Source organism: Sediminibacterium sp. GW821-FHT12F12 (genome assembly GCF_058806635.1).
The window spans coordinates 15,220-39,904 of sequence record NZ_JBXAPW010000007.1; the positions used below are offsets into that span (position 1 = coordinate 15,220).

Annotated in this window: 18 protein-coding genes; 7 read left to right on the forward strand and 11 right to left on the reverse strand. The window is 41.8% G+C overall.

Going from position 1 to position 24,685, the window contains the following annotated elements; all coding sequences use genetic code 11:
• From AC1RNB_RS11300 to AC1RNB_RS11315, 4 genes are all read right to left on the reverse strand, one after another.
• Nucleotides 1-1,353, reverse strand: coding sequence for a GH1 family beta-glucosidase (locus AC1RNB_RS11300; protein ID WP_493082830.1), 1,353 nt, complete (start codon nt 1,351-1,353; stop codon nt 1-3).
• Entirely contained in the window at nt 1,354-2,406 is a 1,053-nt protein-coding gene (locus tag AC1RNB_RS11305; RefSeq protein ID WP_493082832.1) for a glycosyltransferase family protein, read from the reverse strand.
• On the reverse strand, nt 2,403-3,263 hold the full coding sequence (locus tag AC1RNB_RS11310; protein ID WP_493082833.1) for a UDP-2,3-diacylglucosamine diphosphatase: 861 nt from the start codon (nt 3,261-3,263) through the stop codon (nt 2,403-2,405). Before AC1RNB_RS11310 ends, AC1RNB_RS11305 begins: the two co-directional genes overlap by 4 nt.
• 183 nt (nt 3,264-3,446) lie before the next feature.
• Entirely contained in the window at nt 3,447-4,676 is a 1,230-nt protein-coding gene (locus AC1RNB_RS11315) for a serine hydrolase domain-containing protein (protein WP_493082835.1), read from the reverse strand.
• 201 nt (nt 4,677-4,877) lie between these two features.
• Between AC1RNB_RS11315 and AC1RNB_RS11320 the strand changes: the two genes are divergently transcribed.
• The gene (locus AC1RNB_RS11320; RefSeq protein WP_493082837.1) at nt 4,878-6,512 is read left to right on the forward strand and encodes a M1 family metallopeptidase; all 1,635 of its coding nucleotides are present in this window, start codon (nt 4,878-4,880) and stop codon (nt 6,510-6,512) included.
• Nucleotides 6,513-6,819: 307 nt separating this feature from the next.
• Here AC1RNB_RS11320 and AC1RNB_RS11325 read toward each other — a convergent pair whose 3' ends face one another.
• On the reverse strand, nt 6,820-8,799 hold the full coding sequence (locus AC1RNB_RS11325) for a S9 family peptidase (protein WP_493082839.1): 1,980 nt from the start codon (nt 8,797-8,799) through the stop codon (nt 6,820-6,822).
• A gap of 352 nt (nt 8,800-9,151) precedes the next feature.
• On the opposite strand from AC1RNB_RS11325, the gene AC1RNB_RS11330 reads away from it, so the two are divergent.
• Both AC1RNB_RS11330 and AC1RNB_RS11335 read left to right on the forward strand, forming a co-directional pair.
• Complete coding sequence (locus AC1RNB_RS11330) at nt 9,152-10,513, forward strand: arylsulfatase B (protein ID WP_493082841.1); 1,362 nt, start codon at nt 9,152-9,154, stop codon at nt 10,511-10,513.
• Nucleotides 10,514-10,812: 299 nt separating this feature from the next.
• Nucleotides 10,813-12,816: a hypothetical protein gene (locus tag AC1RNB_RS11335; protein WP_493082843.1), complete on the forward strand. Its 2,004-nt coding sequence runs from the start codon at nt 10,813-10,815 to the stop codon at nt 12,814-12,816.
• Nucleotides 12,817-13,141: 325 nt separating this feature from the next.
• On the opposite strand, the gene AC1RNB_RS11340 is transcribed toward AC1RNB_RS11335, so the two are convergent.
• Together AC1RNB_RS11340 and AC1RNB_RS11345 are read right to left on the reverse strand one after the other, a co-directional pair.
• A complete protein-coding gene (locus AC1RNB_RS11340) occupies nt 13,142-14,044 on the reverse strand; it encodes an alpha/beta hydrolase (protein WP_493082845.1) in 903 nt (300 codons plus the stop codon).
• A 184-nt stretch (nt 14,045-14,228) separates the two neighbouring features.
• Nucleotides 14,229-15,647, reverse strand: a complete 1,419-nt coding sequence (locus tag AC1RNB_RS11345) for a hypothetical protein (protein WP_493082847.1) — start codon at nt 15,645-15,647, stop codon at nt 14,229-14,231.
• 399 nt (nt 15,648-16,046) lie between these two features.
• Here AC1RNB_RS11345 and AC1RNB_RS11350 point away from each other — a divergent pair, with 399 nt between their 5' ends.
• From AC1RNB_RS11350 to AC1RNB_RS11365, 4 genes are all read left to right on the forward strand, one after another.
• Entirely contained in the window at nt 16,047-17,312 is a 1,266-nt protein-coding gene (locus tag AC1RNB_RS11350; RefSeq protein ID WP_493082849.1) for a site-specific integrase, read from the forward strand.
• A gap of 374 nt (nt 17,313-17,686) precedes the next feature.
• Complete coding sequence (locus tag AC1RNB_RS11355) at nt 17,687-17,992, forward strand: hypothetical protein (protein WP_493082851.1); 306 nt, start codon at nt 17,687-17,689, stop codon at nt 17,990-17,992.
• 35 nt (nt 17,993-18,027) lie between these two features.
• On the forward strand, nt 18,028-18,798 hold the full coding sequence (locus tag AC1RNB_RS11360; protein WP_493082852.1) for a GLPGLI family protein: 771 nt from the start codon (nt 18,028-18,030) through the stop codon (nt 18,796-18,798).
• A gap of 33 nt (nt 18,799-18,831) precedes the next feature.
• The gene (locus tag AC1RNB_RS11365; protein ID WP_493082854.1) at nt 18,832-21,552 is read left to right on the forward strand and encodes a hypothetical protein; all 2,721 of its coding nucleotides are present in this window, start codon (nt 18,832-18,834) and stop codon (nt 21,550-21,552) included.
• Between the two features lie 196 nt (nt 21,553-21,748).
• On the opposite strand, the gene AC1RNB_RS11370 is transcribed toward AC1RNB_RS11365, so the two are convergent.
• The 4 genes from AC1RNB_RS11370 to AC1RNB_RS11385 form a co-directional block, all read right to left on the reverse strand.
• Entirely contained in the window at nt 21,749-22,561 is an 813-nt protein-coding gene (locus tag AC1RNB_RS11370) for a hypothetical protein (RefSeq protein ID WP_493082856.1), read from the reverse strand.
• Between the two features lie 192 nt (nt 22,562-22,753).
• Nucleotides 22,754-23,260, reverse strand: a complete 507-nt coding sequence (locus AC1RNB_RS11375) for a hypothetical protein (protein ID WP_493082857.1) — start codon at nt 23,258-23,260, stop codon at nt 22,754-22,756.
• A gap of 41 nt (nt 23,261-23,301) precedes the next feature.
• Entirely contained in the window at nt 23,302-24,207 is a 906-nt protein-coding gene (locus AC1RNB_RS11380; RefSeq protein WP_493082858.1) for a relaxase/mobilization nuclease domain-containing protein, read from the reverse strand.
• The gene (locus tag AC1RNB_RS11385; RefSeq protein WP_493082859.1) at nt 24,204-24,641 is read right to left on the reverse strand and encodes a plasmid mobilization protein; all 438 of its coding nucleotides are present in this window, start codon (nt 24,639-24,641) and stop codon (nt 24,204-24,206) included. Before AC1RNB_RS11385 ends, AC1RNB_RS11380 begins: the two co-directional genes overlap by 4 nt.
• Nucleotides 24,642-24,685: the final 44 nt, after the last annotated feature.

A 24,685-nucleotide genomic window follows, 5' to 3' on the forward strand; every position in this document is an offset into this window, starting at 1 on the left:
TTATCGGGATAGAAATTCTCTGAACCAATGACCGGATTGTTTTACAGTTCTTAGTTGTGTGTCAAAATCAACATGCACCAGTCCAAAGCGTGCGTGATAACCTTCCGACCATTCAAAATTATCCATGAGGGTCCAGGCAAAGTAACCATTCACTTTCACTCCTTCCTTTTTGGCACGCAAAAGAGCTGTCAGGTATTGTTGAAAATAAGCGGTTCGTTGTACATCATCAACCCTGCCGTTCACCAGCTTGTCTTTATAGAAAGCGCCGTTTTCTGTTACAATTACCTGCTTTACGTTTTCATACGCGGCAAACCGTTTAACCATTCGGTAAAAACTGTCTGCATTCACTTCCCATCCCATGGCCGTATGCGGCATTTTTCTGGTGGCAGCTTTTACTTCCACCGCCTGTATGATAGGAATAACGGCATTGTATTTTACCGTTACAGGAAAATAATTTTGCAACCCGATAAAATCAAAATCGAAACGGAGCTGCTCCGTGTACTTCCAGGCTTTATTATGCAGGAATAATTTCTCCATTAATGGAAAAGGGTCATCCGGATAACCCATACCCAGCGAAGGTTCGATAAACAATCTGTTCAGCAGAATATCCATCCGGTTGGCTGCTGCTACATCTTTTGGATGCTGCGAAGCCGGAACAATTTCACTGCAGGAAAAAGCCGTACCAATAGTAGCCGCCTGAACCAATGATCTGATAATCCTGCCTCCTTCTGCCTGCGCCATGGCCGCATGATGTACAGCAGGAAGAAAATACTCCAACCCTCTTTTACCCGGCGCATGCACACCCAACATATAGCCCAACGATGTAAATGCCATGGGTTCATTCAGGATGATCCAGTTTTTTACTTTATCGCCGTACTCCGTGGCGCAAACAGTTACAAAGCGGCTAAACCAGCGTAATACCTTGTGTGTGCACCAACCGCCTTCTTTTTCGAGTGCATAGGGAAGATCCCAGTGGTATAAGGTAATAAAAGGAACCAGCCCCAGTTTAATGCATTCATCTATTACACGGTGATAATAAGCGATCCCTTCGGGATTGATTTTTCCGGTTCCATCCGGCAGAATCCGGCTCCAGGAAATAGAAAAACGGAATACGGTAAAACCAAGTGCTTTCACCAATAGCAGGTCGTCCTGGTAACGATGATAAAAATCGCAGGCAACCGAGGGCCTTGATCCGTCTTTGATTTTTCCTTTGCGTTGCGAGAACTGGTCCCATACCGAAAGCCCCCTGCCACCCGCCGTATATGCCCCCTCGTTCTGGGCTGCTGCAATCGTAACACCCCATAAAAAGTCCTTCCCAAAATCTGTGGCACGGATCGTAGCAGCTGGTATCAATTACTGGTATTTTAAAGCAAGCGGGTGAAACGCATAGGCTGCAGGGTTATCGGTTTTCTTCCGGATAGACAGCGCTGTTTCTATCACCTTAGATACAATCTTATCAGTAGAATGTGCGAGTTCCAGTTTTCTGGGACCCGCCGCCTGTAGCCAGGAACGGATCTCGTCCGGAAAACCTTCTTTAATGGAAGAAAGTATCGGCACCCCGAAATTTTTCAAAGCAGCAGCATTACACAATTGTTCATACTGGCCCCTGATGGGCACGCACATGAGTTTTTTGCCCAACACCAGGGCCTCGGCAGGTGTTTCAAAACCGGCACCGGTTATAACACCGGCAGCATGAATCATACTATTGGTAAAGGCTTCGTTATTGATCGGGAAAAAACTGATGTTACCAACCTGTACCCTTTCTTTTACTTTTTTACTAAACACTTCAAAACGAACAGCAGGTAACTGTTGTAAGTAAGGTATAATACAATCATCGCTGTAATGGGAAAGATATACGGTGATATGTTCCTGATCGGTTGGATTTGCATACAGTACCTGTTCTTTTATGATAGGTGAATAAATAAAATCATCATACTGCTCAAAATGAAGTCCGATATATTGCGTGGCAGTGGCATAATTCCGTAAAATCAATTCTCCTACCGGATCTTTTTTAGCGGGCCGCGGGGTGTGACTGCTGCTAAAACTTGCCTGGTGACCAAAATTAACCGAGGGCACATTTTTCAACTTACAGGCCAGTGAAGTGATACATTCAAAGTCATTGATCACCACATCATATTTTTCAACCGGTAAAGCACGAGCTTCTGCGATGATTTTCAAAGGCGATAATTCCTGCAGCATTTTCCAGTAATCCAATCCACCCCGGTTACCATAAAACAGGCTTACCCCTTTGCTCTTGTATTTCACCGGCAAAGGCACTGGCAGGTTGCTGTTACTGCCACTTAGAAAAACATCTACGGTGCCGTATTGCTTCAGGTAGGGCAATAACTCTTTTGCCCTTGCGATATGGCCATTACCGGTGGCCTGCACGGCGTACAGTATTTTCATGATTGCAGACTTAAGGAGTTAAGAAAAAAGGTGACTTCATCTGTTACAACAGACAATTGCGGACGCTGCGATTTTCTTACCGCTTTGGTTTCTACGGGCTGGTCGGCAAATGCTTTTTCATCATAGTGAAAAATCTCCCACTCGTTATCATTGTATTCCAGCGCGGTCAGGTTCTCGATCCAGTCGCCGCTGTTCATGTAGATTACTTTACCTTCTTTGGTTTCAACGGTTCTTTTCTGGGGCTGGTGAATATGCCCGCAGATCACATAATCATATTTTTTGGCAATGGCCAGTTCAGCTGCGGTCTGTTCAAAATTCCCGATCCAGGATACCGCCTGTTTTACACTGTCTTTCACCTTTTTGCTCAAACTCATTTTCTCTTTTCCCAGCAGGCGTAAACAGTAATTGATAAAACGGTTCAGCAGTATCAGCAGATCATATCCATGTCCACCCAGCTTAGCCAGCAGTTTGGCACTTCCCCTGGTAGTGGCATCAAATACATCACCATGAAAAATCCAGGTCATTTTGCCATCTATCTCAATCACCACTTTATCTGTTAACTGAAAATTACCGATCTGGATATCACTGTAGCGGCGCATCATTTCATCATGGTTGCCGGTGATATAGATCACGCGGGTGCCCCTGCTTACATGGTTCATGATCTCTTTGATCACCTGCAAGTGACTTGCGGGGAAATATCTTTTGCTGAATTGCCAGCCATCAATGATATCGCCATTCAATACCAGTATCTGGGGAGAGATACTTTTGAGATAATTAACGATCTCTGCAGCGTGGCATCCATAGGTACCCAGATGCAGGTCGCTCATTACTACAACATTAACGGAACGTTTTTCCATGTTGACTGTTTATTAAAATTCAGATTGTCATATTACCGGGATGCTACGGCATCATTAAGGAATTGTGAATTCGTATCTCCACAACGGAAAACAGGCAGGAAAGAAGCGGGTGCTCTCAATAAAAAACCCACGCTTGTCGTGGGTTTGTTCCTGTACTATCCTGTATATTGATTCCTGTTAACTTTATTGTGCCAGCGCTTTTGCTTTGAGACAGGCTTCATCCAGCACATTGTTGAGTTGTTCTACAATCGTGCCCATTCCTCCTGTCAGGTTCCAGGTATTCGTAAATGCAATCAGTGTAATATCTGTATCGGGGTCTGTTACCATTCTCGATAAAAATCCTTCATGTGCTCCATTATGCCCCCAGCCCAGGTTGGGTATAAAACTAATACCGCAGGCATAGCGGCTATCGCCCAGCGGACCGGCAGGAATATTTTTCAGGATGGTATTTACAGTAGTAATAGTCAACACTCCTTCGCCCCGCAATAATTTCCGGATGAACCGGGAGAGATCATAGGGGCTAGTAATAAGATTACCCTCTGCTACGTTTGCGGATATATTGGATTGGGTACATTCTTTCGTGGCGGGCAGATAATAATAGCCACGCGCAAACGGTGCCGGTATCAATTGATCGGAACCGGTAAAGGGCATAGAAGATTGTGTCATACCCATCGGTTTAAAAATGCGATCGGTGATAAACTGTCCGTAACTCATGCCCGATACCCGTTCAATAATTTTTCCCAGAATAGAGTAGCCCGTGTTAGAATATTTGTGTTTTACCCTGGGTGCAGCATACGAGATCTGACAGGTAGCTACCACGCCTACCAATTCATCAAAGGTAAAACTGTGGTTAGGGTCTGTTTCGCCGATAAAACTCAGGTAGTTCTGTCCAACATAGGGAACGTCCGCCGTTACGGTAATAGGAATAGAGTCGTTGGAAATATCATATACCCCCGCATTGTGCTGTAACAGATCGCGGATTGTGATCTGGTTACGATAGGGAATATTGTATTGTGGATTCAGTGGCACATACGTCATTTTGGTGCCGGGAATAGTATCACTGATCTTTGCGTCGATCTGTAATTTACCTTCCTGCGCCAGCAGTAAAATAGCAGTTGACGTAAATGTTTTGGTATTACTGGCCGCCCGGAAATGTACCTGGTCTGTGATACCGGCTTCCATACCCGAAGCCACAAAATAGGCGCCGCCTTTTGTTACCATTTGTAAGGCAATACCACCCGGAAACCCGGGATATTTGGTTTTATACTGAGCCATGATCTGGTCTACCGAAGCCTGTATTTTTTCCTGGATCTGCTTATCGGCTGTTGGTGTTTCCAGGTTCTTTTTGGTGCAACCGATGAGAAGAATCCCCAACAGCATAAAAAGATAGAAAGGTATCAAGAACTTTTTCATAACACATGATTTTACAAGCCTGGGCAGCTGTCAAAAGTCACGATAGACTCACCTGTAAATATACTTTACCAGCCAGGTTGATTCAATGATAAATGTCATAGAAAGAGGCTTCCTGTTTCATCTCTCCCCAATCACAGATAATTCAGTTATATTAGCAATAGCCCCTGTTGTATCTATTTCCCAAAACTTAACCCCGTTTGTATGAAGCGCAAATCAGTCCTTCTCCTTTTCATTCTCTTATTGGCTGCAGGCACCGGTTACGCCGATACCTATCCGCGTAATTATGCTATCGATATCCTGCATTATGCGTTTGATCTGCAGCTCTCAGACAATACGGATGAGATCAACGGCAAAGCTTCGATCGGTTTTGTATGCAAAAAAGCTGATGTAAAACAACTCCGGCTCGACCTTATCAACCTGGCAGATAAGTGGAAAGGAAAGGGAATGACCGTGCAGGAAGTGAGTTACCAGAACCAGCCGCTATCCTTCACCCACAAAAACGATGAATTACTGATACAGTTAGCGGCCGCCCCCGCCATTGACCAACCGATCACGGTGGTGATCCGCTACAAAGGCATACCGGCCGGTGGCATGAAGATCCAGCCCACCAAATTCGTCGACCGGAGTTTTATGTGCGAGAACTGGCCCAATAATGCCCGACACTGGTTGCCTACGGTAGACCATCCTTACGATAAAGCCACATCCGAATTTATTGTAACCGCACCCGCCCATTACAAAGTAGTATCAAACGGTTTATTGCTCGAAGAATCTATGCTCGATAAAACCACCAAACTCACCCACTGGAAACAATCGGTACCTGTATCCTGCTGGTTATTTGTGCTGGGCATAGCCGAGTTTGCCGTACAGTATGTAGATGATTTCAATGGTAAGTCTATTCAAACATGGGTATACCCCAAAGACCGTGAAGCCGGCTTTCTGGATTTTGCAGAGCCCACCAAACAGGTATTACAGTTTTACTCAGACCTGGTAGGACCCTTTGCCTATGAAAAACTGGCCAGCATAGAAACCCAGAGTGTAGGCGGAGGAATGGAAACCTCTTCGGCTATTTTTTATGACGAGAAAATGGTAACCGGGAAAAAATCCGTTCGCCTGCGTAATGTAGTGATACACGAGTTGGCCCACCAATGGTTTGGCAATGCCGTAACCGAAACTACCTGGGATGATGCCTGGCTCAGCGAGGGGTTTGCCACTTATTTCACCCTCCTGTTTATTGAAAATGCGTATGGACAGGAAGAGTTCATCAATGGCATCAAAGCTTCACGTAAAACCGTGTATGATCTTACCAAAAAAGATTCTGCCTGGGCCATTGTGGCGGAGCGCTCTGCCGAAAAGGGGTTGGTAACCAGCGGCCTCACTTACCAGAAAGGAGCCTGGGTATTACATATGCTGCGCGACAGAATGGGACAGGATGCTTTCAGAAAAGGCATACAGGCTTATTACAAAAAGTTCTACAACGCCAACGCTACCACCAACGACTTTATCACCGAAATGGAAAAAGCCGCCAATCAAAACCTCCGCGGATTTTTTACCCAATACCTTACCCGTGCAGATAACTTACAATTAAAAGGAAGTTGGGCATACGATAACAAAACCCAACAGATCACCGTTACCCTGCAGCAAACCCAATCCTCCCGTACGCCATTTGATTTTCCGATCGAAGTAGCTATTTACAAAGCTGGCAATGCAGCACCGGAGATCAAAAAGTTTACGGTGAATAGTTTACAAACCAGCTTCAACATTCCCTCCGCCACAAAACCCGATCTGTTATTGCTCGATCCGAGAACTGTGTTATTGGCAGAGATCGATTTCAAATAAAAAACCTACCATTTTAGTGGTGTTGATGAAAAAATACTAATCAGTGCCTGTGGACGGGCCTCATTGGGTTCGGTGTCAAGCGAAGCGCTGACAGATCAGATCATGCGAAGCAGATCTGATCAGAGGCCAATGCAGCCCGGTAACAGGCACGGGGCCCAGCGGCCGCGAGCGACACGAGTTCTCGCATTACAGTGTATCTGATTTAAAACACTACACATAACATATAATACATCCACAACTCACAGATTCACAAAAAAGCCCCGACAGATGATCTGTCGGGGCTTTTGCTAAAGTGCATGCGTTTGAATTATTTCAAATATTTATCAAACCAAGAAATATATCTTTCAAACCTATCTTTCACATAACTCGGTACACTGATCCCATGAAACTGACCGGGATAAATGATCAGCTCGGTAGGAACACCCAAGGAACGCAGCGCCTGGTACATCTGCTCACTTCCCGGCGAGGGCACATTAAAATCACTTTCGCCCACCATAAACTGGGTAGGGGTTTTGATTTTATCGGCTTTTAAAAACGGATAGGAAATAGCGAGGTATTTATCCATATTTTTCCAGGGTACACCCAATTCGTTATCGTATTGCATAATGTACTGGTCAACCCCATACAAAGAAGCCACCAGGGCCACGCCGGCGCCGCTGGATGCCGCTTTAAAACGCGTGTCAGAAGCAATCATATAATCCGTCATGATACCCCCATAACTCCAGCCGCCAATACCCAGTTTCCCCGGATCGGCAATGCCTTTCTCCACTACATAATCTACCGCGCTGGTAATATCTTTCACTTCCAGGTTACCCCAGTCGGCGTTAATGCTTTGCGAATAGGCCAGACCACGTCCGCTGCTACCCCGATAGTTCACACCCACCACCGCATAACCGGCAGCAGACAACATCTGGCGCGAAAGATCAAAACCATATTCATCCTGCGCCACCGGTCCGCCGTGAATGAAAAACAAAGTGGGCATTTTCTGCGTAGCAGGAATACCGGCCGGACGAATCAATATGCTCCCCACTTTATTACCATCTTTACTGGTAGAGGTAAAGCCTTCTACCGTAGAAAGCTCCAGCGGTGCCAGAAACTCATCCTGGTGTTTAGTGAGCCTTCTGGTATTGCCGTTTTCTACTGCAAATAATTCTGTGGGCATTTGCGGCTCGCTCATAGAAACCACCCAGTTATTCAGCGAGTGAGCTTGCACGGCACCAAAACTACGTTGGCCACCGGCAATTTTAGAGAAAGCGCCTGTTTTTATATTGAACTGAGCCAGGTATCTTTCCCTGTCGTCTGATACCAACACCGCCAACTGGCTTCCGTCTTTGGAGAATTTGGCATTACTCACATGTCTGTCTAAGGTCTTCGATAACAGTTTGGGTTCACCGCCCGCCAGATTGATCAGGGCCAGGTAAGGCTGGTCGTAAGAAGTATAGCCAGCCGATGCCGACTGAAAATAAGCCAGCATTTTACCATCGGGGCTCCATACCGGACCATAATCGCCACCCGCAAAACTGGTAATTTTTTTAGCCGTGGCTTTGGGTACAGCATCCATCACAAAAATGTCAGAGTTGGTATTTCTGTCGGGGTCTTCGGTATGGTTACTTACAAAAGCAATTTGTTTTCCATCCGGGCTGAACACCGCACCCGACTCATCATATTCACCGGTAGTGAGGGTGTCCATTTTTTTACCATCCACATCCATCAGGTACAGATGTACGGGCTGACGCTGGGTAATATACCCTTCCACATCGCGCTTAAAGCGGTAGCGGTTAATCACCCATGGCTTTTGTGTTTTCGGTTTGGCTGTATCAATGGTTTTCAGTGTCAACAATAATTTCTTCCCATCGGGGCTCCACGAATAATCCACCAGGCTCGATTTAAGGTTGGTGAGTTGTTTCCCCTCACCACCCAGGCGGTTCATCAGCCAGATCTGGCTGCCCGTAGCACCCTGGCGGGCAGATACAAACGACAGGTATTTGCCATCCGGACTCCACTTGGGTTGCGATTCCGCATCCGGGCTATTGGTCAACTGAACGGTCTGTTTCCCGTCCCAGCTAACCATCCAGATATCCGTGTTACGTTTGTTGGCCACAGAATCAACCGATGATAAAGTGTAGGCAATCCAGTTACCCTCCGGCGAAACCTGCGGATCGCCAATAGTTTGCAGGCGGTACACATCAGACGGTTTCAGTTTTCTTTTTGCAGTTGATTGCGAGTAGCTCAGGTAAGGCACTGCAACCGTAAAGCAGATCAGACAAAGAAAAATTTTTCTACGCATAGTTTTGATATAAAATGAAGGAATGAGGAGGTTGTAAAATGAGTTGTAATATATAAAAACTAAGGCAAAGCCGATGAGGCTGTGCAGGGTTTATGGCACCAGCTGCTGTTTTTCATAGCAGCCCGGTTGCGTCGCACACTTGTGCTGTACCGCCGGATTTTTATGTACCCGGCAGAAGCCCGGCACCAATGTTTTTACATAAAAATCGCTGGTGTTTACCAGCTTCTGTCTTAGGTAAAAATTGTACATTCACGAAGCCTGTATACAACCCGATTCCTTTACCGCTTGTAATTCAAAAAACATGCTCTTCCCTTTTCTCCGACAAAACAACTGCTCAAAAAAACCGATCCGCTTGTTTTGTTTATGTGTTTTATCACCTTTTATTATCTGTTTTGCACAAAACAAGAAAACCCAACCACCCAATATTGTTTTTTTACTCGTTGATGATATGGGTTACAGCGAATGTGGTTTCAACGGCGGTAAAGAAATCAGTACACCGGTTATAGACCGTCTTGCAAACGAAGGAACCGTTCTCGAAAACAGTTATGTACAGCCGGTTTGTTCGCCCACCAGGGCGGCTTTGCTAACTGGCCGTTATCCAACACATACCGGTGTATACACCATTGTTTCTCCTGGTGCAAAATGGGGACTTCCACCTACAGAACGCACACTGGCCGATGCACTTCGTGCAGCAGGTTATCAAACCGCCATCAGCGGCAAATGGCATCTGGGCGAGTTTGAAAAAGCGTATCAGCCCAATGCCCGTGGCTTTGATCAGCAATATGGCTTCTATTTTGGCAATATCGATTACTTCACCCACGAGCGTAACAAACAACCCGATTGGTACCGCAATGGTATCGCACTAAAAGAAGAAGGTTACAGCACACACCTGATCGCAAAAGAAGCCTGTCGGATTATCGAAACATCTTCCAGAGCAAAACCCTTTTTTCTGTATGTGCCCTTTAATGGAATTCATGCACCTTACCAGGCTCCGGAAAAATACCTTGCACCATACGCTACGCTGAGCGGTAACAGGCAAAAACTGGCCGGCATGCTGGCCGCCGTTGACGAAGCCATCGGGGAAATTGTTTCTTCCATAGACAAAGCCGGTATCCGCGAAAACACATTGATTGTTTTCCTGAGCGATAATGGCGCACCACCACCGGGAAACAATTTGCCGCTGCGCGATTTTAAAGCTACTATCTATGAAGGCGGAATAAGAGGAGCCTGTTTTGTAAACTGGCCCGGTCATGTACCCAGGGCCAAACGCATAACCGGCCCCATGCACGTCATCGACTGGTATCCCACACTTGTAAAGCTGGCAGGTGCTCCCCTCACGCAAACATTACCTCTTGATGGATTGGATATCTGGCCAATGATCACAGCATCAGCCCCCTCACCGCACGATGCTATTCTGTCCGTATCTACACATGGCCCCAAAGAAGCAGCCATCCGTATGGGTAACTGGAAACTGATTGCATTGGGAGCGGATGATAATGGACCTAATGAAAAACCGGCGCCAAAAATGTTAGCTAAATATGGTACGATCTCGCTCTACAATCTTGCCGAAGATCCAGGTGAAACCCAAAACCTCGCTTCGCAATATCCAGACAGGGTAGCCGCCATGAAACGTAAACTTTCCGAAATGTTGAAAGGAGCCGTACCATCAGGCGCCACTGCTGTTGGCGCAGAAAAAGATCCGACAGATCAATAGGTATCAGATCAGAGTATATAAGATACCTAAGAGCAGCACTACAGGCTTTCTGCGCAAGACCGTTACGGGGGAGGCCATTGGTGCATAGTAAGAATTGTGTTTGTTTTTGTAATAAGTTATGGAGCAGTCTGCTATCGCTTGTTTAAATGACCGATGGCACCCGGTAATAAATACCTGACAACCCTTGCAGGTTCGGGTTTCCTTGATTAATATCGTATTACTATTTATTTGCTTTTGTTACCTCCCCCGGGTAATTGCCAGGTAATCATGAAATTTCAAAATCCAATAACTGTACTGCTATGAAAATCCTTTTTATCGCATTGGCCTGCCTGTTGATGCAAAATGCGTCCGCGCAAAACTTTCCCAATATTTATCGGGATGTGCTAGTCCTACGGGAAAAGATGAGTGATGGCTATTTTCGAACAGACTCCGAATCTGAGAAAGCGTATTTACCTATTCTATTAAAATATTTCGCTCCCGGCAAAAATCACACATCGCTTGAAACAAAATCGTTGATCAAAAACAGCGGCAACCCCTTTGGTATAGATGAGATGATACCGCTTGTAGCAATGCTTAAATATGACAGCCGGGGAGACCCAGTAGCAGAGCAGGTGTTTTCTGCGGGCAAAGAACTGGCTGTTTCGGCCAATCCGGGTACTGGTGCACCGGTTATTGCCAGTGCTATTACCAGCCTCGTTATTAAAAGGGCCAAACAGGAATTAACAGTTACCTTTTTTAATAAACTCAGAGATGAGCTGGAGAAACAGGGTGGTCTGAAAATTCTTTTTCCAAAAACAGCTGATCTTATCAGTAATATAGAAACCTATCTCTATGCCAGTTTTCTGAACACATTACGCGCCGCTTTTGCCGAAGATATCACCGCCCTGCTTATTTCGGTTCCTGCCTATTTACGTTCAGACGCTGTTTCAGCCCTGATCCTGAAAGAGCCTTCACGCCATGGCCTCTGGTTGTCTATTCCGGTGTTGGATGGTTTTGCGAATCTGTTGAACGGCGGATCTCTGGCCGATGCGATACAACGCTTACGCCCCCAGCAGCCGGCCATCCAGGCAGGTGAATATAAAAACGTGTACAATACCATGGAACTGGTATGCCAGCTATCAGAAGCCCTGCGCGATGAAAGCGGTTTAACCAACTGGATCAGCCTGGACGCCTTTTCTAAAAAAATTATTGATGACCCGGTAAGTACCAGCCTGTTCTATGGTCTCCTGTATGAAAATATCCGTTCGTACTCTTTTACCAAAAAAGATGGTGTCGAATTTAAACTGACAGCTGTGCTTAACAACACGCAGGAAAAAATCGATGCCCTGAATAATACCATCAAAGTTTTTCTGCAGGGATGCAACCAGGCCGCTGCCGCACTGGGCGACCTACAAACCATCAGCAAACCGGTTGATGGCGCATCGTACCCAATCGTTATCAGCGTTATCAATAAAATCAGTAGTACTACTAAAAACAGCTGTACACAGATTAACCGGCTGATCCGGCTCTTTGACAATACCTATACGGCAAAAACAGATTCTTTATTCAACAACGTATCTACCCTAACCGCATTGGTAGGTAACCTGTACGAAAAACAATATGCCGCCATGGTAATGAACTCGGCTATATTACTGAACCGGTATTTGCCAGAACAACCAACTACACATCAACTGATCAGGTACGGTTCCTTTGCCGCATCTCTGGTTGAAGCAAAAAATACAGAAGATATCAGCGCCGCTCTGGATGCAGCCATTTTACCTACCGGTAGTTCTTCTATTAAACAACATACCAGCTGGAGCGTATCCGTTAATTCGTATATCGGTGCCAATTGGTATACAGAAAAGTACAAAAGCACCACCCTCACCAACAAAGCAATCAGTTTCCCTACTTTTGGTATGAGCCTGCCGGTTGGAATAGCTTTTAACAAAGGTCTTCGTGATACCAAGATCGGAAAAGTTGTTGGCTCTGTTTCTCTCTTTACCTCCATCATAGACCTCGGTGCCGTAGCCAGTTACCAGCTAAGCACACCCGATAGTGTTACGAGTAAACAACTGCCAGATTTCACCTGGCAAAACCTGCTTGCTCCGGGTGGGTTTATCGTGTTGGGCAGATTATTCAATACACCGCTATCGCTGGGTATAGGTGCGCAGAAAGGGCCCACGTTGCGTAGTATCAGTTACAAATCCGGCAGCACCACTGTAGATCTTTCTGATAAACTCAGCTGGCGATACGGCGTTTTTTTGGCAGTAGATATTCCGTTTTTTAACCTGTATTCAAAACCGTATGCAAGATCTACCCGGTGATGAACCAGCTAACAAAACAATAATCAACAAATCTCTGTGATCCTCCGTTCCTCTGTGCACTCTGTGTTGAAAAAACAAATACTCTTCAATGATTGGAATCTAATATTCTTCTTCAACACAGAGCGCAGAGATAAGGAGTTTCACAGAGAAAACAGCCGCTTGCAATAGATGACGCCGCTTTTATTATTGTTTGTTTGATATGCGACGTTCATCTGTTCCTTGTTCATCTGTTCCTTGTTCGTCTGTTCCTTGTTCGTCTGTTCTTCTGTCCCTCTGTTGTCTGCTTTATTTCGCCGTTCGACATTCCTTGTTCGATATTCGGTGTTCATCTATTCCTCTGTTCCAACCACTCCTTCAACACTTCCGGCCACTGCAGCTTCTCCTCCGCATTAAACATCCCAAACCCATGCCCGCCTTTATCAAACAGTAATAGTTTGGCTTCCACTTTCTGATCGCGCAGGGCTTTGTAATAAAGCAGAGCGTTCTGTACGGGTACTACCTTATCATCATTGGCATGCACGATAAACGCCGGTGGCGATGCGCTGTTAACATTCTGCTCATTACTGTAATAACGGATCTGGGTTTCGGTCGGATTTTTACCCAATAGGTTATCACGCGAGCCGCGGTGACCAATATCTGTCATGCTGATTACGGGATACACCAATACCTGAAAACCGGGTCGCAGCGATACGGTTTGTTCCGTCGGAATTTTTACATCGGCATAGTGTGTGGCCAGGCTGGCAGCCAGGTGTCCGCCGGCAGAAAATCCCATCACGCCAATCTTGGCGGCATCAATACCCCATGCTGCCGCATTGGTTCTGGTGAGATACATGGCCTGTTGTACATCCTGCAGGGGTGCGATGGTTTTATCGGGTTGATTGGCATCGTTGGGTATGCGGTATTTCAGTACCAGTGCATTTATACCAATGTTGTTCAGGTATTTGGCCACATCGGTTCCCTCATGTCCGGCCGCTGCAATCGAGTAACCCCCGCCCGGACAAATAATGATACAGGGTCTTTTCACATCATCCTTTTTTACCCTGAAGTACTGATATGCCGGTTCCGAAATATTCCGGACGATGAGGATGCCTTTATCAATAATAGTATCCGACTCGCGGTTTATAACGGGTTTTTGGTTGGGGATGGTTTTGTATAAAGGCTGGTATTGTGCGGTAAGCGTGGCTGTTGTAAGCAGGAGGGATAACAACAGGGAGAAATATTTTGGCATAGCGGGTTGGTTTAACAGCTTGTTGAAATATACCCTGTTAAATTAAACCATCCCGGGCAAACCTGTATGGGTTTATGCTGTAGGCAGCGTTTTTATATTGGCGAATGATGGCCAATTCTATTCATCCCCGTTATTTGACAGACTAACCAAAAACTATCCAAACACAATAGAACACAGCGTCAGCCTAAAACAGATACCCATAAATCTCGTTTCTAAAAATATAGTTTAACCAAACCACATCGTTAATACTCATGATGGCGAATATCTGGTATTGATTATTGCCCAGTAGCGCGTCTTTTTTATATTGTAAGACATGTAATACACCTCCCTGGATTGATCTGGGCTCGCTAAGATAAAATTGTATGGGTTCGCTGCCTGGTTTTAATACAATATTCGCCTCCTCTGCTACCTGTACAGCCAATTGATAGGCGGTTTGTTTAGCATCATATTCGTTGAGACTTTTCTCTAAGGGGGTCATTAGTTGATAAGTTCCCAGTTTATCTTTTCGGTGTATTACCTGTCCTACTGATTTGGGATGTACTACATATAGCTCCGTTGGGATCATTGACCCGTTTTTATTTTCATCCCAGACTGCACCCGGTTTGTAGAGGTCTCTGAAGTCGCGGTGATTGGCATAAGCCAGTATGGCCTTTCGCATCACTTCTTTGATATTGTCGACCCTGAAATCTTTTACCGGCTTTGCACCTGTCCAGGTAATATAACTGTTGTTGTTTTCAATGGTATAGTACAGATCGTGGTGGGGTACAAATCCTATTTCGGGAAAAATGGCTGCATTCTCTTTACCCGGTATCCTGATATATAAATACTCTTTTTTATTCTGCCAGATGCTGAATAAATAATAGGCTTTTAGCTTATTCAAATCTTGTTTTGGCATCGTGGTTATTCCGCTGGGCCACAAATTCGCATTCTCGATTCTTAAAAAAACCAACGAATCTGCCTGAAACATTTTCTTCATTCTTGCTTCTTTCACCTGCCATTCCGGATAATAGATCTGAAAGGTTTGCGTATAATACGGTACCAGCTGATTTAATTGAACAGGGTATTGGGTGTAGGCATTAATTTTTTTTGTTTGAGCACTGGTATCGGCACATGATTGAATTTTATCGAAGCTTGTATTCAATCCGGCCCCATAATGTGATACCGTTAAATAGAATGGCTTCTTAAATCTGTAAACATCGGCCAGGTGTCTATTATGCTCCGGCTCAAACAACAGCACCTTGTGCGTATTCATTAATTCTTTTACGTTAAAGCCATTGAGACTTTGAATCACTTTCTCTTCTTCTTCACTAATGCCATCTTGTAACCATCCTGGCAGGTTTTCTTTTTCGAGTTTATTCAACATTTTTCTCGCTGCGCCGGCAGAGAGTTCATATCCATCTTCTAAGAATTTCTGATACGACTCCCGGGTTGCTTTATCCTTGATCATGGGTGCATCTAACACAATAGATCTGGCATGTAAAATTCTATAGTATTGATATCCATTATTGTATTGATTAGCATTGTCAGTTTTCGCATAGCTATCTATCCCAAAACAAAGAATACTACTTACAAAAAACAGGCAAAAGGAAATGCTGGCAGCCATATTCGATTGATTAATCGGTAAAACTAAGCCGCCATTAAGTTGTATGAAATACCGTGTGTAGGGTATGGTGAAGTAGTAATCGGGTCATTGATAGGGAGGCTGAGATACGGGTAATATCATCCACCTTTGCTGAAGCTTCAGCAGACGATGCCCAAAAAAGCAAAACTCCAGCACTTCTGCTGGAGTTCTTGTGGTGTGGGCCGAAATAAAAAAATCGAACCTAACCTTACTCACCCTAATTTATATATATCTAAAATATATTATTATCAATCCTTTATGACGTTTGAAGTCATGCCAAGTATTGTTAAATTTTTATAAGATAGTAAAAATTGTCCCCCAATTTGAGGACAAAAAGAAGTTCGATTATGTAATTTCATAAGGCAAGATAAAACCTTTCACATGCTTCGTACTAACTTTTACCTAAGAAAGCCAAAGAGCACAATTGAAACACCCATATTCCTTCGCTTGTTCTGCAAAAGTCGGGGCATAAAATATCCTACTAGGATCAATATTCATCCCCTTCATTGGGACAAAAACAAACAACGTATAAAACCTGTTGCAAAAGTTGAAAATCATCTTGAATTAAACCGCTATCTGGACATCCTAAAAAAAGTCGCAGATAAAACATTTTGGGATCTCACTAATGATGCAGATGGCATTCCACCGTCTTTATCAACTTTAAAACTTGAAATTGATAAACGTCTTGACCGGGTAGAAAAAGAACCAGAGATTACTTTTTTTGATTTCTTTCAAAAAATCATTGATCAGTCTGAGGCTGGCATAAGACTGAATCCACTTACGGGAAAGGTGATCAACCCAAATACTATTAAGACTTATGTTACAACGTTAAAGCATTTAAAAGATTTCCAGAAACAGTATTCTACTAAAATCACATTCGAAAGAATTGACCTAAATTTTTATAACGCTTTTACTGAATACCTGATTAAGGAAAAGAAATTGGCCAGTAATAGTGTAGGAAAAGACATACAGGTTTTAAAGCTTATAATGAACGAAGCCCTGGATCTTCATTTAACTTCTAATACCTCATTCAAGACAAAACGCTTCGTTGTCATTCGTGAAGAATCTGACAGTATATATCTTGATAAAGACGAATTGGAGGAATTAAAAAATCATGATCTATCTGACAAGCCCAAACTGGAACGAGTTCGTGACATGTTTTTAATTGGATGCTTTACCGGCTTGCGTTATTCTGATTATTCGATACTTTCCAATGAAAACATAAAGAACGGTTATATTCAAATCAACCAAACTAAAACGGGCTCGCCTGTGACTATTCCTGTTCACAAGGCAATTAACAGTTTACTTGAAAAGTATAACGGGACATTCCCTCCCCCCCTAACAAATCAAAAAACTAATGAGTACCTTAAGGAGGTTGGAAAGGAAATCATTTGCTTGAAGAAATCTGTTGTGAAAAATATCACAAAGGAAGGCATTAACAAAAAAACTAGTTTCGCTAAATGGGAATTGCTTACTACCCATACGGCTAGAAGAAGTTTTGCAACAAATGAATTCTTAGCTGGCACTCCTACTCTTACAATAATGGCTATAACTGGTCACAAAACAGAAAAGGCCTTTCTAAAATATATCAAGCTGAATTCCTCAGATCATGCCAAAATGCTTAAAGAGCATTGGGAAAAGCGATAAGATTTTGTCAATCATATAATTCCGGTTTTCAGAAAAATACTCAAGGATTTTTTTAAAGAAAATAAAAAATTTTTTTTGCATTTAGATAATATTATATATATTTAACTAATATTTGTTGGTTAAGTTCTCCCCACGACCCCCCCTCGCTCCAACAAGCTGATTTTCGAAACACTCTTTATTAGAGAACAAGTTCATCTATGTGATCATGTAATTCCGTGGTTAAATATCTTGGAGATTATTTTCCGTAGATATTATATGGAATTTACGGTAATCAAATGTTATGAGTATTTGTAAGAGTGTTATTTGATCAGCGAAATGCTATCAAAGATTCTAAATTAAGGGCACCGAATCATAAACAAATAAAATCACACAAAATGAAAAAACTACTATTATTCATGTGTTGTTCATTTGGCTTGGCAGCATTTTCCAACGCCGCTACAACAACCAAAACAACAAAAGTTGGCAAAGAACCCATTACTAACAGCAAAGCGCCTGTCGGTAAATCAAAAAGCGACAAAAAACTTGTAGCCGATATTTATATTTTGACATTCACAGAAGATTGTGGAGACGGAACAACATATGTTCAGGTCTGTGTCACAGTAATTGGAAATGAGGGCACAATTAATAGCCAATGCTCTGATCTAAGTGCTCCCTGCCCTATTCTACCCCCAACACCATAATTTCTTTTTCACCTAACCGATGCCCTTAATTTTTTATGAAAAAACTGTATATCATCATATTTGCACTAGCTATAAATCATATTTCAGGATTTACGCAAGGTAATAACAAGAATATTACTGGTAAAGTGTCATATCTTTCTATCCTTAGAAATAGTTTATTCATTCCAGGAAGTGCTAACAAGGTAGACACTACCGATTTGTTTTTCAACGATACTAGCTCTGTCTATATTATCCGTCAAAGTCTGAATTCGATGGATAAAATAATGAAAAACATGAGTGGTTTTTCCAGAGAGGTGCAAATGCAAATAGAACAACAATTGAAAACAAGAATGACAAAAATGAAACAGAAGTATAGCTTTCATAAAGCCGGTTCTAATTCATTTTCATACCCTTGGGACACCCCAAGTGGTGACAAGTCATTTTGTGTTATTGATACTGTTCCTGAATTTGAATGGGAGTTAATGCCCGATACCACGACCATTCTTGGTTTTCTTTGTCAAAAAGCCGTTTGTAAATCCAAGGTTATCGGAAATATTGAGAGAGAGTATATAGCATGGTACACTCCCGACATTCCTGTATCGTATGGACCATTACACTTTTTCGGTTTACCGGGAATGATCCTTCAAATTGAAAACAAATATTATAGTTATAAAGCAATTTCAATCCAGTTGCCAATTTCACAAGAAGGAATTACAGCCATTCGTTGTTGCACCGAATTGCCCCTTATCTCCAAAAAAGTAGTTAGCGAAATAACCGAGAAACAAAGAAACGACGTGCTAAATATGCAAAAACTTGGAAAAAATTAATTCAATAGTTTTGCTTAAAGTACGATTAAGTATATGCTGAAACCTATTGCTTTTTTGCTATGCTTTGTTCTATCAAAGAGTATGGTTTCTCAGAAGCTTTTTACAGGTCGAGTGTTAAACCAAAAGAATGTACAAATAGTAAATGCTAGCATCAAAATCAAGGATACATCAAGTGGTTTAGTAAAATATTATGCTATTTCAGATATAGCTGGTCAATTTAGCGTCAAACTTCCAGCAACCCTAAGTAAATTTATAGTAGAATGCAGTTTTATAGGGTATAGGACAACTAAGTTCACATTGGCATATTCTGGAGAATCAGCAAACATAATTAAGAGGGATATCACTCTTTTGGAAGATACTGCCACACTAGCGGAAATCAACGTACGCGCCACTCCTCCAGTAAGAATTTCAGGAGATACTACCATTTTCAGAACTGATGCCTTCAAGCAAGGAAATGAATCGAATGTTGGCGATCTGCTAGGAAATATTCCGGGGTTTTCTGTCGAAGATGGGCGAATAAAATATAATGGAAGGGCAATAAGCCGCGTGTTGATAGAAGATGACGATCTCTTTGGTCTTAACTATAATACAATCACACAGAATCTTACTCCGAGAGGGATAGAAAAGATTGAATTAATAAATAACTACAAGGATAAAACTTATTTAAGCAACCAAATACAGTCAGGAAAGGAGTTAATAATAAATCTTAAGTTCCAGAATAAGTACTTGTTTCGAATCTTGGCCTCGAATGAATTAGGGACGGATCCTCGATTATCCTATTATAAAATGAGGCAAAATATTATTTCATTAATTCCAAAAATTAAGTTTGCCACTACAACAAACTTTAATAACACAGGAAATCTTGGAAGAGATATTATAGGTGCTCAAGCTGTAATCCCCGAGTTGGCTGCATATAAAAACGATGGAATTAATTTTGACATAAAGCCAAGGATAAGTCCTTTAATAATATCTCAAATACCCGACATCTCATCTGGAATTATCCCTCGAAACAAACTGGTATTTAACAGATCCCGTCTACTAACAAACAATCTTTTATACAAAATATCGCGACAAATGACTCTTAAAAGTATAGTGCAGTACTATAGCGATTCATACTTCCAGAATCAGGACAAAACAGAGATATATAATTATTCCAATTCAACATTCTCCATTAATAACCGTCAGTTCGTTAACAAAAACAATAAATATTTTAATATATCAACAGAATTCATTTATACAATTACGCCAAAATCACAAATTGTTTATAAGGTAAACTATAATACTAATAATGATTTAGATAGTTCAGCCGATATACGCCAGCAACAAAATAGCATAAATAGCAGCTTGGAAAATACTATGTTTAAGTTTCAGCAGCAGCTTGGTCTTTCATTAGCCATTGATAGTAGTCGAATCCTAGATTTTAGAATTGGACATAACTCAGATAGCTACTATCAGAGCCCATTTATTAAACCAGCCATTATTTTTAAACAGTTTACAGAAGATTCATTATTTACAAATCTCAGATCCACTATTCAAGACAAGCATAATGAATATACGGTGCAGCTCAAAGTAGCATCCCACAAAAATACTCGTTACAGTTCTCTGGAGTTTTTATGGACGACCCTTAATTCCAGGTTCAGAAGTTTATCAGAACTACATGAACAAAATGCCGTAAAAAGCATTACAAATACCAGACTGAATAATGACTCCTATCTGAGTGGATCTATTGGGTCCATTCGTTATGATATAAACAGGTTACTATTCAGAAAATTCAATATTCAGGTTTCACAAAAAATGGAAGTCGGTAGAATAGACGTATCAAATACCGGGGTTTTAAAAATATCTAAAAAATATTCTAACTATCTACCAACTGTTGATATTAAATATAATCCACAAAGAGGGCAGACTATTAATCTACAATGGACTATTAGAAACAAAATACCGCAGATTTATGATATTTTACCTTCTTATGCAATTACTTCCGGCGTGGACGTAATTAAAGGATCTGATTCGTTCAACATAGGGTTATCAAGATCACTAAGCCTTGCTTATTCGTTCGCTGATCCTGTTAAAGCAAAACTCACCTTATTTGGATTAATCTCTCATTCTCGAGAATCAATACTTTATTTAACAAACAGAAATCCAAGTATATATTATACCTTAAGCAATAAAATTTCATTTCCTGACGACGGAACTACTTTGTCAACTTTTGCAAACATGTCAAAGTATATTTCGCTGATTAAAAGTCTGTTGTCAATGGAAGTTTCATCTGTTAATCATAGTACCTATTATAGCATAAACAGTCTAGTAGGCAGTTATAGATTTTCGACCTTTAATCCAGGAATTAAAATAAAAACTCTACTTACAGATAAGTTGACTGTTGGATTAGGGACTAAATTATCATATGTGAAACAGGTTTTCGATCAAGGAAAGATTCAGGAAACGAATTCTAATATTAAAACATGGGTTTATTCTTCAGAGATGATCTACCGATTTTTTCCCAGCCTGACATTAAGTGCACGAAATCAACTTGTTTCTCAGATTAAACTAGATAAAACCCAAAGTGCTAGTCTTTTAGATGCTTCTTTGAACTTTGTTATTCGAAAAGACAAGTTGAACCTTACATTATGGGCTTATAATATTTTTGATAATAAAAAATTTACAACAAGTTCGTTTGCCCAATCCTCTACAGTAACCCAAACTATTGACATGTTTCCATCTTATTTTTTATTACAAGGTGTTTTCGAATTTTAAGCCTAGGTTAGCTATTCACTATTTTCTCAATACCACACCCCCTCTCCTGAAATTTTAGAAGAAATGATTCCTCTAAGTCCAGAATGGATTTTTGGGGTACATAAAATCTCCTCCCAAAAATTCGAAACACTCTAAATTATGTAGCGAGGCCTTTGAGCTGATATAATCTTTTAGATTGTGCAAGTATTTGGTCTCCCTACGAATGTAATAGTGAGAGCTCCATCTTTTTAAATTCTTTATCTAGTCTCAGTTTTTCTAAAAAATAAAATGTATTATAGTCGATTCCGGATCCGATTCCGGAAATGATCCTATTAGAAACCTCCAAGCCGAATTCAAAACCTCCGAAAGTTTTTAAATGATTTATCCTTTGGGGTTTCTTAGCGTTTTCGGATGAGGCAAATTTCTTGAACTCATGAATAATATTTGGAAAAGAATAAAATCTGAATTCATTTACCCAGATATTGCATTCAAATTCTGCATTGTTCAACTCAATGATTTCGTTTGTATATTGTATATAGTTCTCAAAATTCGATCCACCGCCTACAACAATATCGAATACTAAATTTATTTGCAGATTATCTGTGAATTTCTTTAGCTCCTGAATTGATAAATCCATTCGCAATAAATATTTGAGCTCATTGCTTTCCGCTTGACCAAAATCAATATAAATGTTTTCGTAATTCAAATCAGCTAAATATTTAATATGATAAAGAATCTTATCCCTTATTAGATGATGATTTTCGTTATAAATGCTAGCTGACATTAATACGATGGGGTCCTGTCCTTTTAAAAATGAGGAAGGACTTGACAAAGAATGGAGTTTGCTTTCTAGGTCAACAAATAGAATTGGGTTGATTTTATTCTTGTTTTTTTGAAGCTGCGCTTTTTTAAATATCCCCTCTGAATCAAATTTTAAAGCCAGCAATCTCGTTAGCGTTGTTTTTCCGGGATGACCTTTCCCCTGTATGATCAAATGAATTTTTTTTGTTGTCTTATTGAATGTACTCATATATTATTTTATACAAATATAAAATTTCTATACTTCTACTAATCATAGGTATTTAACATGATGAGTTCCATTGGTTGTAAGGACATATGCATGTACATCTTTAGAACATAAGTATATAAACAAGTCCTGCAATTGTTGATGTAGGGATGTTGACCGTTATGTCATTAAAATATTCTATTTCATTACATTTTTTTAATTCCCCTTTTCACCCGCAATCCTCATTGAATCCGCCCAGCCTTCCATCCTTTTCTCTTCCGATAAAACCTTCTCCTCAAAATCATCCTTTCTAGCTCTATAAATACTATCTGTCCTATGGCATAGTTGCCTTACTTTAAGATCGCCATAAGCTTTGAGGTACCGGTATTTTATACCATTTTCACGCAACTGTTCTATCTCCCCGATCTGTATTAACCATTGCCAGGATAACAGGATAGTAATCACCAGCAGTCCGGCAGCTATCCAAACACCTTTGTGCAGGTGATGTTTATGTTCCACTGTTGCTCTGCCGGGAAGAGTCTTAATTTGGGTTTCCAGACCTGCGATGGCAGTAAGTAGGGTATTCAAATTTTTGGCACTCCATTTAGCCTGTAATTGCTGGTCGGTTATGCCTAGCCGGATAGATTCAAGCTGCCTGCTGAGTATTGACCACTTTTCCTCTCCAGCTGTAGCCGGTTTTTGTACCTGCAGCAGCAGGATCACCTGGTCCAGTTTCTCGACTATTATTTCAGTGACTATATTGCTCATAAGCCTAATCCTTTTGATTTTCTTTGTCTATTTTTTTTGAGTAGTTCTGCCGGTGTATTCTCGTATCTCTCATCCGGATTTAACAGCAAGGAAATCAGGTCTTCCTCTTTGTATTTCTCCTTGGGTAAAAGTTCGGTTCCCAGTTGTTTTCCCTGGTGCTGTTTTACCTTATGTTTTTGGTCAAGCATCTTTTGCAGATTGCGGTAAGAAAACCGGCGATCTATGTTTGAACCTTTGTACCTGAACTGATCCTTTTTAAAACTAACTCCCTGCACCTCCTTTGTCTGGCCTTTGTACTTATAGATCATCTCGATCTGGGTCGTTTTCAACATCCCTTTCAGTTCTGCCATATTCCGTGCTTTTACCAAGCCGTTTTGTATCGCTTGGTATATTTCATAGCGGGTGCGATCCTGGGCATTCATTTGACGGAGATGCGTCTTTTTGATGTCTTTTTTTTCTGCCGGTTTCAGGCCATGTCTCTGGGTTAATTCCTGCGCCTTTTTCTTTCCCCTTAGACCTAGGAAATTATCCTTGATGGTTCTACCATCATTACCCACCCGGTTTAGTACAATGTGCAGGTGTTTATGTTCTTTTTCCCGGTGGCTTACCACCACATATTGGGTCTTGATGATGTCTAATTCTCGAAGATATTCCCGGGCAATTTCTGCCAGCTTTTCATCCTGCAAATCCTCTCCCGGCGGGAAGGCTAAAATGATGTGTAGCACCGGACTGGACAGATTTGGATTTTCGCTCGCTTGCAGGTCAAAATCCTCCGCCATTTTCCGGTAATCATAATCCCTTACCCCTTCAGCTAAAATCAACCTGGCTTCCTGCCGTTTTTCAAGCAGGTAACGGCAGACACGGGAAAAACTTTTAGCCGGTTTTATCACTTTACTGATCATGCTTTTGCCCTCCCTAAAATATCCTCCAGTTGCTCCAAAAGAGTCAGGAAAACGGCACTCGTTTTGAGCAGTCCTTCGGCATTAGCTTTTTTGGCCATCTGGTTGATATTATTGGCAATTCCGGCAAGGACTTTTATTTGCTGTTTTTCCTCTCCGGTAAGCCTTGCATATACATGCCCCTGGATAGCCATTTGTCTGACATAAACAGTGAGCTTCAAACCGGCATTGGTCGCTTTGTTTTTAACGACATGGTACTCCAGTTCCGTAAACCGGATGCCGGTAGCTGCTTTGCGCTTTATTGCCTTTTTGGGTCTGCCGCCTTTTGTCTTCACACTGTCCATCTTCACTGATTTTAGTCTTTCTCCCCTTTTGCGACCAACGGGAGTCAAAAGCAAGCGGTAGCGTTTTCGTGCAACGAAAACACCGCTTGCCATGCATCAAAAGAGATAACATTAACCGGATCATAAAAAACCCAATA

Excerpts from the sequence above, each read along its gene's own strand:
- AC1RNB_RS11305 (WP_493082832.1), bottom strand. The coding sequence starts at position 2,406 with ATGAAAATACTGTACGCCGTGCAGGCCACCGGTAATGGCCATATCGCA.
- AC1RNB_RS11310 (WP_493082833.1), bottom strand. The coding sequence starts at position 3,263 with ATGGAAAAACGTTCCGTTAATGTTGTAGTAATGAGCGACCTGCATCTG.
- AC1RNB_RS11315 (WP_493082835.1), bottom strand. The coding sequence starts at position 4,676 with ATGAAAAAGTTCTTGATACCTTTCTATCTTTTTATGCTGTTGGGGATT.
- AC1RNB_RS11320 (WP_493082837.1), top strand. The coding sequence starts at position 4,878 with ATGAAGCGCAAATCAGTCCTTCTCCTTTTCATTCTCTTATTGGCTGCA.
- AC1RNB_RS11325 (WP_493082839.1), bottom strand. The coding sequence starts at position 8,799 with ATGCGTAGAAAAATTTTTCTTTGTCTGATCTGCTTTACGGTTGCAGTG.
- AC1RNB_RS11335 (WP_493082843.1), top strand. The coding sequence starts at position 10,813 with ATGAAAATCCTTTTTATCGCATTGGCCTGCCTGTTGATGCAAAATGCG.
- AC1RNB_RS11340 (WP_493082845.1), bottom strand. The coding sequence starts at position 14,044 with ATGCCAAAATATTTCTCCCTGTTGTTATCCCTCCTGCTTACAACAGCC.
- AC1RNB_RS11345 (WP_493082847.1), bottom strand. The coding sequence starts at position 15,647 with ATGGCTGCCAGCATTTCCTTTTGCCTGTTTTTTGTAAGTAGTATTCTT.
- AC1RNB_RS11350 (WP_493082849.1), top strand. The coding sequence starts at position 16,047 with ATGCTTCGTACTAACTTTTACCTAAGAAAGCCAAAGAGCACAATTGAA.
- AC1RNB_RS11355 (WP_493082851.1), top strand. The coding sequence starts at position 17,687 with ATGAAAAAACTACTATTATTCATGTGTTGTTCATTTGGCTTGGCAGCA.
- AC1RNB_RS11360 (WP_493082852.1), top strand. The coding sequence starts at position 18,028 with ATGAAAAAACTGTATATCATCATATTTGCACTAGCTATAAATCATATT.
- AC1RNB_RS11365 (WP_493082854.1), top strand. The coding sequence starts at position 18,832 with ATGCTGAAACCTATTGCTTTTTTGCTATGCTTTGTTCTATCAAAGAGT.
- AC1RNB_RS11370 (WP_493082856.1), bottom strand. The coding sequence starts at position 22,561 with ATGAGTACATTCAATAAGACAACAAAAAAAATTCATTTGATCATACAG.
- AC1RNB_RS11380 (WP_493082858.1), bottom strand. The coding sequence starts at position 24,207 with ATGATCAGTAAAGTGATAAAACCGGCTAAAAGTTTTTCCCGTGTCTGC.
- AC1RNB_RS11385 (WP_493082859.1), bottom strand. The coding sequence starts at position 24,641 with ATGGCAAGCGGTGTTTTCGTTGCACGAAAACGCTACCGCTTGCTTTTG.